Below are 15,168 nucleotides of genomic sequence, written 5' to 3'. Positions count from 1 at the left end.
CTCTGGCTGTGAGTTTTAGGGCTGCTGAGCAGCCCTAGAACCAAGCGGCGTGTTGTTCAGCGCTGGAAACCCAACCCCGACGACAAGTCAGTCTGCGCAGGCTCGTGCCGATCCGGCGCAGTATTGTCCTTCACCGTCTGTGTCACAGTTCCCTTGACCTGCTCACCCTTGGCCTTGAGCGTGTCGGTCAAGCGGTCGCTGTGCTCGCCCATCAACTGGTCCTCCTTGCGCGTAGTCGGCAGCACCGCGCCCAACGCAGCGCCCAGGGCGATGCCCAGTGCAGCCATTACCAACGGTTGCTCCTTGAGTAGATGGTCGAACTGGTTCTTAAGAGCGGTGGCTTGATCGCCCATCTGATGCGCCGTGTCGCGGACGCTGGCGGCTGAACCACCGACCGAATCGCGCAGATCATGTGCCTTGGCTTGCACGGTATGCTTGGCATCGTGGAGGGCATCGCCAGCGTGTCCGAACGCGCCTTTGACCGCACCGACAGCCTCGCCCAGCTTATCCCCCAGGCCCGGCCCGGTGTGTGCAGGCCCTGGGCTGAACGGCCGGTTCTGGTTCATCGCCAGCCAAGCCATGCCCACTGCGGTCAGGGTCGCTGGTACAGGGTTGTTCTTCAACGTGGTGCCCAGATTATGAAAGAACTCGCCGCCATTACCCTTGCCGTACGCCAGCACCTGATCCATCAATTGGCCGGGGCTCAGGCGCTGTTCCAGAGCATCGACCAGGTCACTGATGTGCTCACGCTTGGCGTTTATCTCCTGCTCGAGCAGGTCCGGGTCTTTGTCTGCTTCATGTTCGAAAGAAGTGCTCATGGCAGTTTCCTCTTCAGCGTGTCCTTGTCCTGTTGCATGGCATGCAGGGTGCGGTCAGGCATTAGATGGTCGGGCTCGAACTGCTTCTTGCCCGACTGGAGCATGATGAAGCCGATGATCACCGTGATCGCACCGACGATCAGTGCCGCCAACCATGGCTCAACCACCATTGCCAGCGCGTAGACCGCCGCCAGCAGCAGGATGATGAAGCCTGCCAGCAGCACAATGGCGCCAGCGGCAACTGCCGCAGTGCCAGCCTTCAGGGTGTTGAGGTTGTGCGTCAGCTCGGCTTTGGCCAACGCCAGCTCTTTGCTGAACAGCTCGGGCACTTCACGCATCAGTTGGCGCAGCAGGCCGCCGATGCCGACTGGATCTTCGCTGGCCGGTTGCACCGGAGGCGGGGTGTGGAGCGAGTCGTTGTTCATCATTCGGCTCCTTCAAGCGGGTCACGTTGCTGAGCGCTGGCGGTCACAGGGGTACCGGCACCGACGCCGATCGGGTCGACCGGGGTGTAGGGCTTGTGCGTGGAAACATCGCTGGCGCGATCCGGGGTGGGCGGGGTGCTGTGGTAGGGCTCGTTGCTGCCATAGGCGGGGGCGGGCGTTGGCGAAGTGGTGTCATGGTGGCCGCTGGCGCGCAGGAACCGCGACAAGGCAAAGCCGACGGCAACACTGCCGGCGAGGAACAGCCCGGGGTTGTCGCGTGCCAGCCGCGTGCCTTTGTGCAGCAGATCCTCGGCGCTCTCGTGGCGGATCTGCTCGGCAAAGGTGCCGATGCATTCCGCGGCCTGGCCGAGGTAATGCGAGATACCCAGCGTGTCGTTGTCTCTCAGCGCAGATGCCGCCGAACGAGCACCCTCCTGGAGCGAGTCCAACTGGTCGGCAGCTGTGTCGCGGTAGTGCTCGAATTGCTCGGCACCTTGCGTCTTCGCCTCGCCGAGCAGGGCACCAGCCTCGTCGGCGATTGTGTGCAGGTGATCCTGATTATTATCGGGTGGCGATGAGGCGCTGTGGTCGGTCTTGTCCATGGTCGTTTCCCTCGATGATGAAAGCCCCGGCACAGGCCGGATTGTTTTCGTTCATTCGGGGGACGCGGTCGAATAGCAGGGAGTTCATTCAACTTGATCGGTGACGTTTAGCGCTCGCGCCAATGATTTGTGCGGCGTTTATCGCAGATCGAGGTAATTTGCGCACAGATTTTGACGCTGGTTCAGTCGCTGTCGTGCAACAGCAGCGCTTGACGCAGCCGTTCGAGCAGGGCCTCACGCACGCTGTCAGGTGCAGTGACCTTGATCGAGCCGGCATGTGCCAGCAGCCAGCTGATGAGGGCGTGGTCATAGGCAACCGTGGCCACCAACCTGGCGTCGCCTTCGGCAAGCGGCTCCAGCAACATGTCGTCCGACAGCGGCTGCGCCGCCAACTGCCGCGCCAGCCCCGGCGTCACCCAGGCACGCAAGGTGATCGGTTGCGCCATGCCACGATCGCTGGGCTGCGGCGGCTGCAGCAGCTCGGTGCTGATCTCGGCCTGCCAGTACCAGCCATACGGGGTGCCCTTGCTGTTGCAGCGCACCGGAAACAGCTCGGTCAGCTCGTTCAGATCACGTTCCACCGTGCGCTTGCTGGTGCCATGGCCGACCTGGTGCAGGGCCTGCTGCAACTGATTGGAACTCATGCCCGGGTGGCGGTCAGGCAGCAATTTAAGCAGCTGCCACTGGCGGGCGATGGTCTGGCGCGTGGGGTTGCTGGGCAAAGCGGGTTCCTTGGCGCGCGATCACTGCACGGCTTTAATGATAGCAATTGGCTATGTTCGCCAAGCATACCTGTTGCGGGGCGTGCAGCCAATGTGCCGTGACAACCGACCTGCGACTGCGGTATACCTGAGCGCTACCAAGGGGAGCCCGGAGACGGGCTGAGAAACCGCTGGCGAGATGCAGCGCGGTGACCCTTAACACCTGATCCGGATCATGCCGGCGAAGGGATGGGACAGCCGACCTGCCTTTGCGCCGGCCTCACTGCGAGGCCGCACCATGCATCACCCGCCTGGCCTCGCTGCCACCTCCCAGAGGACAGCAGCATGAGCGAACGTTTTACCCATTATTTGCGTGAGCAGAGCGAACCTACCTGGTCGGCTGCCGTTGGCCACCGCTTCGTGCGGCAGCTATGTGATGGTTCCCTGGCGGATCCGGTCATGGTCCGTTACCTGGTTCAGGACCATCGCTTTCTCGACAGCTTCCTGACCCTGCTCGGTGCGGCTATTGCCACAGCCGATACCTTTGAAGCGCGCCTGCGTCTGGGCCGTTTTGCCGGGATGATCTCGAGTGACGAAAATACCTATTTCCTGCGTGCATTCGAGGCCCTCGGTGTAAGCCCGGCGCAGCGCGACGAGCCTGCCGACAGTGCGCCTACTGCAGGCTTCAAGGCGGTCATGGCCGAGGCGGCGGCAAGCCGCTCCTATGCGGCAGCGCTGGCGGTGCTAAATGTGGCCGAGGGGTTGTACCTGGACTGGGCGCAGAAGGCGCCGCAGCCACTGCCCGAGCATTTCGTCCACGCTGAGTGGATCACCTTGCATGACAACCCGTTCTTCGAGGATTTTGTCGCGTTCCTGCAAGCCGAACTGGACCGCGTCGGGCCAAAGGAGGCCGAGCTCAGCCGCGACTATTACCTGCGCACCGTCGCGCTGGAACTGGCCTTCTTCGATGCCGTATACGATGGCGAGGCCTGACATGGATATTTTTGATCGGCTCAAGGCCGCCGCTGCGCTGCAATGGGCGAGCTACGTCGAGCATGACTTCCTGCAGCAGATGCAGACGGGCACCCTCAGTCAGGCGGCGTTTCGCGAGTATCTGGTGCAGGACTATCTGTTCCTGATCCAGTTCGCCCGCGCCTGGGCGCTGGCCGCCTACAAGAGCCGCCTGCCAAGTGACATCCGCGCCGCGCAGGCCGGGCTTGCGGCGATTCTTGACGAGACTGAACTGCACCTGCGCCTGTGCGCCCGCTGGGGCTTGTCGCAAGCCGACATTCAAGCTGCCCCCGAGCATCAGGCGACCGTGGCCTATACCCGCTATGTGCTTGACTGCGGCGCCGCCGGCGACCTGCTTGAACTGCACGTTGCGCTGGCGCCGTGCGTGATCGGCTACGCCGAAATCGGCCAGCGCCTGGCCGGCGCAATTGGTGATCTGAACGAGCATCCGTACCGCGAATGGATCGGCGAGTATGCCGGTGAGGCCTATCAAGACGTGGCGGCGTCTGCCCGCAAGCACTTGGACGAGCTGGCCGCGCGGAGCATGACCGAGTCACGTTTCACCGAGCTGGCGGCGATCTTTGCCCAGGCCTCACGGCTTGAGGCGGACTTCTGGCAGATGGGATTGCAGGCTGCCGAATGATCGGCTGGTCAGCGTGCTTGAGGTGCCTGCAGCCATAGCTGTGGTACCTCGATGCTGCCTTTGGCGTCGCGGTCGTCGACAGCGGCTGTCACACTTTGTCCCATTTGCGCCAATGCATCTGATTAGGATTCTCTTTTACAGTGGAATCCACAGGTCCCTTGCATGCGCGCACCACGTCGTATTTTCAGCCGTTCCTCCACGTTGGCCGTACTTCTGGCGGGTGCCGCGCACGCGCAGACAAACCCTCCAGAACCCGTCCCATTGACCCTTGAAGAAGTGGTTGTGACTGCCTCGGGCTTCGAGCAGCGGGTTGAGGACGCGCCCGCGTCGATCACCGTCATCGACGGCGAAGACCTGCGTCGCAAGTCGTACCGCGACCTCGGTGACGCAGTGCGTGATGTCGAGGGTGTTACCGTCAACGGCGGCGCCAACGAAAGCGACATCTCGATGCGCGGCATGCCGGGCGACTACACCTTGATTCTGGTCGATGGCAAACGCCAGAGCGCCCGTGAATCAAGAGTCAACGGCAACGCCGGTTACGAGCAGAGCTTTGTTCCGCCAGCAGCCGCTATCGAGCGGATTGAAGTGGTGCGCGGGCCGATGTCGTCGCTGTATGGCTCGGACGCTATCGGGGGGGTAATCAACGTCATTACCCGCAAGGTCTCGCTCGAGTGGGGCGGCTCGATCGGTTACGACTATTCGGCGCGTCAGCACAGCGCAGAGGGCGACGCCGGGCAAACCACTTTCTACTTGAGCGGTCCGCTCAAGGAAGACCTGCTTGGCCTTCAGGTTTGGGGCCGCTACCTGGACCGCCAGGCCGATGCTGACCTGGAACAGACCAACGGCCACAGCAAGGCCGATCACCGCGACCTGACCACCCGCCTGGCCTTCACGCCCACTATCGACCACGACATCCTCCTCGAAGCCGGCGTTACGCGCCTGAAAAACGGTGATGGCGTCAGTGCCAACTGGGCCACCCGCGAGCAAGAGAACAACCGTGATCATTGGTCGTTGTCGCACCAGGGTCGCTGGGGCTGGGCTACCTCTGACGTCGCTCTCTATCAGGAAACCACCAGCCGCGAAGGCAAGGCGACGCCAGACCAGACCGACATCTACGGGCGCAAGCCTGAAATCCGCAACCGCGTGCTCGACGCCAAGTTGGTCGTGCCGACCACCTACAACGTCAGCACGGTTGGCCTGCAATGGCAGAAAAACCAGGTTACCGACTGGAACCAGGGCTTGGGTGACAAGGTTGATTACGAGTTCTCGGTCCAGCAAAAAGCGCTGTTTGCCGAAAACGAATGGTCGGTCACCGACACCTTCGCCTTGACCGGCGGGCTGCGGATGGACAACCACGAAGAATACGGCAACCACTTCAGCCCACGCCTGTATGGGGTCTGGCGCGCGACGGATCAGTGGACGCTCAAAGGCGGCGTTGCCCGCGGCTTCAAGACCCCTGAGCTGCGCGCCGTGGTTGAAGGCTACGCCTACCTGCGCCGCAACCGGTTCGTCATGCTCGGCAACCCTGACCTCAAGCCCGAGACCAGCACCAACTATGAAGTGTCGGCGCTGTGGTCCAACCGCAATGACCTGTCGGCAGGCGTGACGTTGTTCTACAACGACTTTCAGGACAAGCTCTCGACCGTAACCACTGACCGACGCTGGAACGGCTACATCGTCATGGACCGGGTCAACGTCGACAAGGCTGTTATCCGTGGTGTCGAGTTGACCGGCCAGTGGGACATCCGCGCCGACTTGCTGATCAAAGGCAACTACAGCTACACCGACTCAGAGCAGAAGACCGGTGCCAACGCCGGTGCGCCGCTTGCCCTGACGCCGAAACAGAAAGCCAACCTGCGCGGCGAATGGCAGGTCAATGACCGTGCCCAAGCCTGGGCCGCGCTCAGCTACTACGGCGAAGAAACAGGCAACACCATCACTGCCGAATCGGCGCCCGGCTACACCACTGCCGACATCGGCGGCTCGTATGACCTGACCCATGCGCTGACTGTGAATGCCTCGCTGAACAACATTACCGACAAGCGTCTGGACGACGAGACCTACGGCACGGTGAACTATGGCCGCACGCTGTGGATGGGCGCGACCTACAACTTCTGATCAGAGCAGTTGCAAACGGGGCCGTACATCGGCCCGGTTTGCGTTTGCGCTTGTCAGCCTTGGCCGACCGGCAGCCGCACCAGCGCGCACAGCCCGCGTGGTTTGCGGTTTTCCAACAGCAGTTCACCGCCATGGGCCTGAATGCAGGCACGGGCGATCGCCAAGCCCAGACCGAGGCCGCCACCGCTGCGGGCGTCGGCACCACCGCGGCCGAGCTGGACAAAGGGTTCAAAGACTTTTTCCAACCACTGCTCAGGCAGCCCCGGACCTTGATCAGTGATCTCCAGGCGCACCTGGCCGTCAGCCTGGCTGAGCGTCACGTGGGTCGCACCGCCATGCTTCAAGGCGTTGTCGATCAGGTTGGTCAGGGCACGTTTGAGCGCCAAAGGTCGGCAGCTTAGCCAGGCCTGTTGCTGCACATCCCAGGTCAACGGTTGCCCAAGCAGGCGATAACGTCGGTCCAGCTCGTCAAGCAAGTCGTTCAGGCGCAACTGACAGGTCGCCTCCTGCACTGCATCGCCGCGCACGAACTCCAGAGTTTCTCCGACCATCGCCGTCAGCTCGCCCAGGCTTTCCAGCAAGTCGTCGCGGGCGGCGCCGGGGTCCAGCAGCTCAACCTGCAAACGCAATTCGGTCAGCGGCGTGTTGAGGTCATGGCTGATCGCTGCCAGCAAGCGGGTGCGGCCTTCGACATGCCGGGCCAGGTTGGCCTGCATCGTGTTGAAAGCATGGGTCAACTCGCGTGCTTCGTGCGGGCCGGTTAACGGCAGCGGCGCAATCCACTCACCACGGCTGACCCGCTCGGTGGCTTTGGCCAGGGCCTTGATCGGGCGCAGCACGCGGGCAAAGCCGAACATCATCACCAGCAAGACCGGCAGGGTGGTCATTGGCAAACTGTAAGCCAGTACAGTGCCCCACTGATAAGCTCCGCTGGGGTGCTGCTCGGCATTCAGATACTGGCCGTTGCCCAGCGCCAGGCTGCTGCGCAAGCGTAGTGGCGCCCAACCGCCAGGACTGAACGGATAAGCGCGGGCGTCGGTGCCGTTGACCCGCTCCAGTTGCACGATCAGCGAGTGTTGCGGGGATAGCTGCAGGCGCTGGCGCAGGTCGCGGGTCAGCCGCTGTTCTTCAGAGCGAGCGGCGAAAGCACTGACCTCGGGGGTTGCCGCGATCCAGAAGCGGGTTTCCGGGTTTGCCATCTTGGCCAGCATCCTGTTGGCCTGCGCTGCGGGCAGGTCGCGTGCCAGGTTGAACGCAGTTGCCAGGCGCTCCAGGCTGGCTGCCCGGGACAGCGGATGAAGCAGGCTGCCGTGGCGGTGCAGCAGAACGATGCCGATCAAGTGCGAGGCCAGCAGCGCCAGGCACAGCAGCAGCAGTAACTGGTGCAGCAAGCGCTGCGGCCACAGCCGGCGCAGGCTATTCAAGCTCGACATCGGCGGCCAGCAAGTAGCCGCTGCCCCACAGGGTGCGCAGCAGCTCGGCGGTTTGCCCGTCATGGCTGAGCTTGCGCCGCAGGCGGCTGACCTGGCGGTCGATGGCGCGTTCGCTGATGTCGCTGTCGTGCGCTGCCGTCAGGTCGACCAGCCGTTGCCGGGTCAGGCTGCGATGCGGGTGGGCCAGAAACACCTGCAGCAGCTTGCCCTCGGCGGTGCTCAACTGAACTGACTCGGCACCTTCGCGGCTGAGCGAGGCGCTGCTGGCGCAGAAGTGCCAACCGGCGAAGCGATAGCGGCGAACTGCGGGAGTAGCAGCAGGCGCCGCGTGGAGTCGCGCTTGGGTTGCCTGATGCCGGCGCAGCACGCTGTTCAGGCGCGCGACCAGCTCACGCGGCTCGAACGGCTTGGTCAGGTAATCATCGGCGCCCAGGTCGAGGCCGCGAATGCGGTCTGCAGTGGTGTCGCGGGCGGTCAGCAGGATCACCGGCAGGTTGCAGCGCCGGTGCAGTTGCTGGCACAGCTCGAAGCCATCGCCGTCGGGCAGCATGACGTCGAGCACGGCCACGTCGAACGCCTGCTGCTTGAGCAATTGCCAGAGTCCGGCCGCGTCGGCGGCGGTGCGCACCTCGAAACCATGGCGGCGCAGGTAGGTCGCCAGCGGGTCGCGGATCTTGCGGTGGTCGTCGACCACCAGCACTCGCGGCGCGGGCGTGGGTTGTTCAGCTGGCATTGGCTATCGCGCGTGATGTGGGGGCAGGGCGCAATATTACTACGAGTCATTATCATTTGTGACTGCCCGCTGTGGGCAGATTGTCACAGCGGGTATCGTCACCTGCAGTCGCTGGCACTAGATGGCCGAGCGGCGCACCTGCTTGACCAGGATCTTCTCCAACAGCTCCCACATCGCCGGGTCGGTGCTGAACGCGACGTTGAAGCGCATCCACCCAGTCGCCTGGGCGTCGACCATGAACAACTGTCCGGGGCCGAGCATGATGCCTTGCTCCAGCGCGTCATCCAGCAGGGCCGCGCTGTCCGGGATGGCCCGGTGGCGCGCCCACACGTACATGCCTTCGTCCGATTCGGTGAACAGCTCGAAGCCCAGCCGGTGCAAATGCCGGCCCACTTCTTGGTGTGCTTCGGCCAGGCGCTGGCGCAGGCGTTTGAGGTGCTTGCGCCAGCGGCCATCGATGATCGCCGCGTAGACCACCCGTTCCATCACTTGGGAGGTGGTCAGCCCAGAGCGCATTTTCAGCCGCAGCAACTGCTGCATCAGTTCCGGGTTGGCGAACAGGTAACCAACCCGCACGTTCGGCGAAATGCTTTTTGAATAGCTGCCGACGTATACGACTTGCTGCAGGTGATCGAGGCTGGCCAGGCACGGCTGCGGCTCCGCGATCATGTCGGCGTACAAGTTGTTTTCCACCAGCCGGAAGCCATGCTGGCTGGCCAGCTGCAGCAAGCGGTGCAGTTGCGGCAACGGCGTACGCGAGCAGGTCGGGCTGTGCAGGTGCGGCTGGGTGAAGAAGACACTTGGGCGGTGTTCGCTGAGCAGTTGCTCCAGGCGATCGAGGTCGTAGCCGGCCGGGGTGCGCGGCACGCCGATCAGGGTAGCGCCCTGAAACCGCAGAATGCTCATCAGGTTGGGGTAGCCCGGGTCGTCGACCAACACTACGTCACCGGGGCGCACCAGCGTGCGTACCGCCAGGTCCAGCGCCTGGCTGGCGCCGTGGGTGAGCATCAGCTGCGCCGGGTTGACCACGATCGACAGCTCTTGCTGCAGGTTCTGCGCGGTCAGCGTGCGCAGCTCCGGCAGGCCCATCGGCTCGCCATAGCCGGACAGCTCCAACGGGCTACCGGCGACCTGACGCATGCCACGGCGCAGGCCATCTTCGTACATCCAGTCGTTGGGCAGCCAGCCACAGCCGGGTTTGAACGGCAACTGACGGGTTTCGAAAATCTGCTGCAGGTACCACTCGGCATTGAACGACGGCCGGCTGTTGTCGGCGCCGTGGGCCGGTCTGTCGAGTTGCTCGCTGGCCGCACGATTGACGAAGAAGCCGGTGTTGCCGCGGCTGACCAGCAGCCCTTGCGCAACCAGGCGGTCGTACGCTTCGACCACGGTGAAGGTGCTCACCGAGTAGGTGGCGGCAAAGGCGCGGATCGACGGGACCTTGGCACCGGGTTTGAGCGCCTGGCTGTCGATCAACTCGCGCAAGCCGTCGATGATCTGGTTGACCAGCGGGGTGGCGGAGTCTGGATGTAGTACGAGCATGGGTGTGCCTTCAGGTGTGCAGACGCGGGGCATCTGCCGGGTGTCGCGCGGTGTATTGCATGGGCGGCCTGTACAGTGCAGTGCGACTTTCATGCCACTGTGCATGGCTCTATCAGCGCGACATTTTTACATTAGGTGTCTGAGATCGCCAGACACCTTTTGTTTCAGTTCGTTCGAGGCCCGCCTCGAGCGAGCCACAGGCCGCCACGGAAGGCCTGCTCGTGCCCTCGCACAGCGCCTGCGCGCATCAGTATCGATGTACAGGTGAAACCGCTTGCCATCGGGGTTTCACGCAATTCCTTAGATAAAAAGAAGCACGGGGACACAACTGATGGACGCAACATCTACAACTACCGCATCCGAAAAAGGGGCGCCGGAGAGCAAGCTGAATGCTTCGCTCAAGTCGCGCCACCTGACGATGATGTCGATCGCCGGGGTCATCGGCGGCGCACTGTTCGTCGGCTCCGGCAGTGTCATTCACAGCGCCGGCCCAGCTGCGGTGCTGGCTTATCTGGCTGGCGGCATCCTGGTGGTGCTGATCATGCGCATGCTCGGTGAAATGGCGACGTCTTCGCCAGACACCGGCTCGTTCTCGACCTACGCTGACCGCGCCATTGGCCGTTGGGCGGGCTTCACCATCGGTTGGTTGTACTGGTGGTACTGGGTCATCCTGATGGCCTGGGAAGCGTACGTGGCGGGCAAGATCCTGCACGGCTTCTTCCCAGGGGTAAGCACTAATGTGTTCGTCCTGGCGACGACCCTGGTGCTGATTACGGTCAACTTCTTCAACGTCAAGCACTACGGCGAGTTCGAGTTCTGGTTTGCCTTGATCAAGGTGATCGCGATCGTCTGCTTCCTGATCGTGTGTGGCTCGGCGGTGTTGAATATCTGGCAGTTCGGTGAAGTCCGCGGGATCACTCACCTGACTGCCGAAGGCTTCATGCCGAACGGCTTTACCACGGTGATTGGTGCGCTGCTTGGGGTGATGTTCGCCTTCCTCGGTGCGGAGATCGTGACCATCGCTGCCTCCGAGTCGAAAGACCCGGCCGGGCAGATCGTCAAGGCGACCAACTCGGTGGTCTGGCGGGTGTGCCTGTTCTATGTCGGCTCGATCTTCCTGATCGTCTGCCTGGTGCCGTGGAATGACCCGCACCTGGGTGAGTCGGGCTATGGCGCTTATCGCCGTACGCTGGAACTGCTGGGCGTGCCATATGCCGAGCTGCTGATGAACTTCGTCGTGTTGACCTCGGTGAGCAGCTGCCTGATCTCGGGCCATTACACTGCCTCGCGCATGCTGTTCTCGCTGGCTCAGCGTGGCGACGCGCCGTCGTTCTTCAAGATCACCCGCGCCGGCACTGGCGTACCGGTGTTCGCGATCGTCGGTTCGTGCGCGGTGGCAGTGGTGTGCGCGCTGATCAACTTCAGCGAGACGCTGCGGCCCAAGGACGTGCTCGACACCTTGATGAACACCACGGGCATGATCGCTTTGCTGGTGTACCTGGTGATCGCCTTCTCCCAGCTGCGTATGCGCCGCAAGTTGATTGCCGAAGGCAAGGAGATCCGCCTGCAGATGTGGCTGTTCCCTTGGCTGACCTACCTGGTGATTGCGTTTATCGTTGCTGCGCTGGTGACCATGGCGTTCATGCCTGACTACCAGATTCTGGTGGTTTCGACCGGTATTGCTGCCTGTGTGGTGGTGGCGATGGGTGTTGTGCATCAGATCCGTTCGGCGAAAAAACTGCACTAAACAACGCGCTGTATGATGTCGGCCGGTTCCCGCAAGGGGCCGGCCGCGTTTGTTTGTGCGGGTCTCACCGCGAAGCCCTCGACATGGCTTATGCTAGGCGCTCAGCCGCCTACAGGAGCCGCCCATGGCCTGGTCTGCCAACCAATATTCGCTGTTTGAAGACGAACGCAGCCGCCCCGTGCGCGATCTGCTGGCGGCGGTGCCGCCGCGTCCCGTGCGTCACGCTACCGACCTTGGCTGTGGGCCGGGCAACTCCACCGAAGTGTTGTTGCAACGCTGCCCGGACGCTCAGGTGACAGCGCTCGATAGTGATCCGGACATGATCGACAAGGCCAATAAACGACCGCGTTTGAGTGTGCCGAGGGTCAGCTGCAAGATTGCCGACATCGCGACCTGGCAAGCAGCCGAACCACAGGACTTGATCCTCGCCAACGCTTCGCTGCAATGGCTCCCTGAGCACGCCACGCTGTATCCGCACCTGGTCCGCCAGCTCAGCGAAGGCGCCAGCCTTGCCGTGCAGACTCCGGACAACATCGACGAACCGGCCCACCGACAGATTCGCGAGATCGCCAAGCGCGGGCCATGGGCCGACAAGTTCGCTGACTTCTCGCTGCCGCCGCGGCATACCGCAGGGTTCTACTACGACTTGCTCAGCCCGCTGTGCAGCCGCGTCGACGTCTGGCGCACGACTTACCATCACCCCTTGGCCGGCGGTGCGCAGGCGGTGGTTGAATGGTTCAAAGGCTCGGCACTGCGACCTTACCTGGATCGTCTGAACGAAGCAGAACAGGCGGACTTCCTGCAGTTGTATCTGCAGGCGATGGAGCATGACTACCCACCGTCCAGCGACGGCAAGGTGCTGCTGCCGTTCCCGCGCTTGTTTGTGGTTGCTACTCGCTAACTGCGAAACCAGCGCCAGCTTAGGCAGGGCAGGCAGGGCTCAAAGCCCTTCCTGGACCAGCTGCAAAAAGGTCGCTACCACCCGGCGGGTACGTTGCTCGCTGAGGCAGACCAGTGTTTCAGTCAAATGCCGCTTGCAGTCCACGATCGGCAGCGCACATACCCGAGCGTCGGCGCCAAACTCGGCAGCCGACACCACGCCAACGCCAATCCCCACTACCACCGCCTCGCGCGCAGCTTCGCGGCCTTCGACCTGAATTGCCGCGCGGATGCGCAGCCCTGCCCGGTGCATTTCCTCCTCCAGCGTCTGCCGCGTCACCGAGCCTGGTTCACGCAGCACCAGCGGCGTGTCGTCCAGATCAGCCAGGCTGATCGAGGCGCGACTGGCCCAGGGGTGGTTGTGCGACACGAACGCCACCATCGGGTCGCGGCGCATTGGCACGCAGTACAGGCGCTCGTCATCGACATCGCGGCCGAGCAGGGCGAGGTCGGCCTGGTAGCTGAACAGGCGCGCCAGTGATTCATCGGTGTTGCCAGTCTCGATCTTGACCTGAATGCCGGGGTAACGCTGGCAGAAGCGGGCGATCTGCGGCAACACATGCACCGGCGCATCCACCGCCAACACCAGGCGGCCGGTGTGCAATGCACGCGAATCCTGTAGCAACTCGACGGCTTCGGCTTCGCAGGCGAACAGGCGCTGGGTCACGCCCAGCAGTCGCTCGCCGAGGTCGGTCAGTTGCACCGAGCGTTTGTTGCGATGAAACAGCAGCACGCCAAAGCGCTCTTCGAGCTTGCGCACCTGGTCGGACACTGCTGGCTGAGTGAGAAACAGTTTTTGCGCCGCGCGCGTGAAGCTACCGTGTTGAGCGACCGCATGAAACGCCTTGAGCTGTGCCTGAGACACCGACATACCGCCTCCACTTACAAGCTGAGCTTATGTGTGAAATACGATAAATCGATTTTTGTTATCAGTCAGTAACTGTTTCTATGATCGACAGCTCCAGTGCGCAGCAAGACGCAGCGCGCTGGTGGCCATAGCAGCGGCGCGGTCATGTCAGCCCGCCCTGTTATCTGACCCGACGATGGCCACCGTCATGTAGTGCGACTCAAAACAACAAGACAGGCGTTTTTTCACATTCTGCCGGCACACTTGAGCGAGAGGTCAGACTCCCATGAACCAAACCCTTGCCACCATCAAACGGTGGCGTATCCAGATTTTCGCCATTACCTGGCTGGCCTACGCTGGCTTCTATTTCACCCGCAAGGCCTTCTCGGTGGCCAAGCTGGGCATCGGCGAAGACCCAAGCTTCATGCTCGACAAGGCGGCAATGGCCAACCTCGATGCCATCTATCTGGCTGCCTACGCAGTCGGCCAGTTCACCTGGGGCATGCTTGCCGACCGTTTCGGGCCGCGCGTGGTAGTGCTCGGCGGGTTGCTGATTTCAGCGGCGGCGGCGGTGGTGATGGGCAGCTACGCAACCTTCCCGATCTTCGCCACCTGCATGTTGATTCAGGGCCTGGCGCAGTCGACCGGTTGGGCGGGGTTGTGCAAGAACCTTGGCAGCTTCTTCCCATCGTCGCAGCGTGGCCGGGTGTTGGGGCTATGGAGCTCGTGCTACGCCTTCGGCGGCCTGGTGGCATCACCGTTTGCCGGTTGGTGGGCGTATACCTTGATCGGCACCTGGCACGCGGCGTTTTTCTCCAGTGCGGTGGTGGTGGCGCTGGTGGCGGTGTTGTTCTTCTTTCTGCAACGCAACAAGCCTGAAGACGTCGGCCTGCCGGCGGTCGAGCCAGAGCCGCAGAGCATGGCTCCAGGGCCAAACCTGTGCAGCGTATGGCAACCGCTGCGTGAGATCCTGCGTAATCGCACGGTGCTGACACTGGGCCTGGCCTACTTTCTGTTGAAGCCAGCGCGCTACGCCATCTTGCTCTGGGGCCCGGTGATCGTGTTTGAACATATGCCGTCGGTGGGCAAGGTGGGTGCTGCAATCATTCCCACCGCATTCGAGCTGGCCGGGCTGCTCGGGCCGATCATCATCGGGCTGGCGTCGGACAAGCTGTTCGGGGCCCGGCGCATGCCCGCCTGCGTGATCAGCCTGCTGCTGTTGACGGTGACCCTGGCGTTGTTCATGGCAGCGATGAACAGCGGCAGCATTGCCCTGGTGGTGGGCCTGCTGTTTGTCATGGGCCTGACCTTGTACGGCCCCGATTCAATGATCAGCGGCGCCGCTGCAATTGACTTTGGCAGCGCCAAGGCCGGTGCTACCGCCGCAGGCTTCGTCAACGGTTGCGGCTCGGTGGGCGCGGTGCTGGGCGGCTTGCTGCCGGGCTACTTCGACAGCGTCACGGTATTTATCGTGTTTGCTGGCTGCGCGCTGTTCTCCGCGTTGGTGCTGCTACCGCACTGGAACAGCCGACCGGTCGCCGCCGAACAGGTGGTCGACGTTGCCCCCAACACCAGCATGGCAATCAAGCCACTGCGCAGTTAAAGGAAA

Annotated in this window: 14 protein-coding genes and 1 riboswitch; of the genes, 6 read left to right on the top strand and 8 right to left on the bottom strand. The window is 62.8% G+C overall.

Annotated features, from left to right (window positions below; genetic code table 11):
* Window positions 1–56: 56 nt before the first annotated feature.
* The 4 genes from HU736_RS06695 to HU736_RS06680 all read right to left on the bottom strand — a co-directional run bounded on the left by HU736_RS06695 (window position 57) and on the right by HU736_RS06680 (window position 2,567).
* On the bottom strand, window positions 57–818 hold the full coding sequence (locus HU736_RS06695) for a DUF3618 domain-containing protein (protein WP_186699227.1): 762 nt from the start codon (window positions 816–818) through the stop codon (window positions 57–59).
* A complete protein-coding gene (locus tag HU736_RS06690) occupies window positions 815–1,243 on the bottom strand; it encodes a phage holin family protein (protein WP_103438862.1) in 429 nt (142 codons plus the stop codon). The genes HU736_RS06695 and HU736_RS06690 overlap by 4 nt, the downstream gene beginning before the upstream one ends.
* The gene (locus HU736_RS06685; protein WP_186699229.1) at window positions 1,243–1,845 is read right to left on the bottom strand and encodes a hypothetical protein; all 603 of its coding nucleotides are present in this window, start codon (window positions 1,843–1,845) and stop codon (window positions 1,243–1,245) included. The genes HU736_RS06690 and HU736_RS06685 overlap by 1 nt, the downstream gene beginning before the upstream one ends.
* A 182-nt stretch (window positions 1,846–2,027) precedes the next feature.
* Complete coding sequence (locus HU736_RS06680; protein ID WP_186699231.1) at window positions 2,028–2,567, bottom strand: WYL domain-containing protein; 540 nt, start codon at window positions 2,565–2,567, stop codon at window positions 2,028–2,030.
* A 130-nt stretch (window positions 2,568–2,697) separates the two neighbouring features.
* A riboswitch (TPP riboswitch) is annotated at window positions 2,698–2,813 on the top strand.
* A gap of 78 nt (window positions 2,814–2,891) precedes the next feature.
* Between HU736_RS06680 and HU736_RS06675 the strand changes: the two genes are divergently transcribed.
* The 3 genes from HU736_RS06675 (at window position 2,892) to HU736_RS06665 (ending at window position 6,318) form a co-directional block, all read left to right on the top strand.
* A complete protein-coding gene (locus tag HU736_RS06675; RefSeq protein ID WP_103437771.1) occupies window positions 2,892–3,539 on the top strand; it encodes a TenA family protein in 648 nt (215 codons plus the stop codon).
* Between the two features lies 1 nt (window position 3,540).
* Window positions 3,541–4,200, top strand: a complete 660-nt coding sequence (gene tenA, locus HU736_RS06670; protein WP_103437770.1) for a thiaminase II — start codon at window positions 3,541–3,543, stop codon at window positions 4,198–4,200.
* A 162-nt stretch (window positions 4,201–4,362) separates the two neighbouring features.
* A complete protein-coding gene (locus HU736_RS06665; protein WP_186699234.1) occupies window positions 4,363–6,318 on the top strand; it encodes a TonB-dependent receptor domain-containing protein in 1,956 nt (651 codons plus the stop codon).
* Between the two features lie 53 nt (window positions 6,319–6,371).
* Here HU736_RS06665 and HU736_RS06660 read toward each other — a convergent pair whose 3' ends face one another.
* The 3 genes from HU736_RS06660 to HU736_RS06650 form a co-directional block, all read right to left on the bottom strand.
* Window positions 6,372–7,709 carry an ATP-binding protein gene (locus HU736_RS06660; protein WP_186699325.1) on the bottom strand — a complete coding sequence of 446 codons (1,338 nt, stop codon included), beginning with the start codon at window positions 7,707–7,709 and terminating at the stop codon, window positions 6,372–6,374.
* A 25-nt stretch (window positions 7,710–7,734) separates the two neighbouring features.
* Window positions 7,735–8,484, bottom strand: coding sequence for a response regulator transcription factor (locus HU736_RS06655; RefSeq protein WP_101320355.1), 750 nt, complete (start codon window positions 8,482–8,484; stop codon window positions 7,735–7,737).
* 117 nt (window positions 8,485–8,601) lie between these two features.
* Window positions 8,602–10,026, bottom strand: a complete 1,425-nt coding sequence (locus tag HU736_RS06650) for an aminotransferase-like domain-containing protein (protein ID WP_103437767.1) — start codon at window positions 10,024–10,026, stop codon at window positions 8,602–8,604.
* A gap of 331 nt (window positions 10,027–10,357) precedes the next feature.
* Here HU736_RS06650 and HU736_RS06645 point away from each other — a divergent pair, with 331 nt between their 5' ends.
* Together HU736_RS06645 and tam are read left to right on the top strand one after the other, a co-directional pair.
* Window positions 10,358–11,773: an amino acid permease gene (locus tag HU736_RS06645; RefSeq protein ID WP_103437766.1), complete on the top strand. Its 1,416-nt coding sequence runs from the start codon at window positions 10,358–10,360 to the stop codon at window positions 11,771–11,773.
* A gap of 124 nt (window positions 11,774–11,897) precedes the next feature.
* Window positions 11,898–12,674: a trans-aconitate 2-methyltransferase gene (tam, locus tag HU736_RS06640; RefSeq protein ID WP_186699236.1), complete on the top strand. Its 777-nt coding sequence runs from the start codon at window positions 11,898–11,900 to the stop codon at window positions 12,672–12,674.
* Between the two features lie 39 nt (window positions 12,675–12,713).
* Here the strand turns inward: tam and HU736_RS06635 are convergent, their stop codons facing one another.
* Entirely contained in the window at window positions 12,714–13,583 is an 870-nt protein-coding gene (locus HU736_RS06635) for a LysR substrate-binding domain-containing protein (protein ID WP_186699238.1), read from the bottom strand.
* Between the two features lie 262 nt (window positions 13,584–13,845).
* Here HU736_RS06635 and HU736_RS06630 point away from each other — a divergent pair, with 262 nt between their 5' ends.
* Window positions 13,846–15,162, top strand: coding sequence for an MFS transporter (locus HU736_RS06630; RefSeq protein WP_186699240.1), 1,317 nt, complete (start codon window positions 13,846–13,848; stop codon window positions 15,160–15,162).
* Window positions 15,163–15,168 lie beyond the last annotated feature (6 nt).

The sequence above is a fragment of the Pseudomonas shirazensis genome, from assembly GCF_014268785.2.
In the GTDB taxonomy this organism is placed as follows: Bacteria; Pseudomonadota; Gammaproteobacteria; order Pseudomonadales; family Pseudomonadaceae; genus Aquipseudomonas; species Aquipseudomonas shirazensis.
The sequence above is the reverse complement of the archived record's forward strand: the minus strand, read 5'-3'. Positions and strand labels throughout refer to the sequence as shown.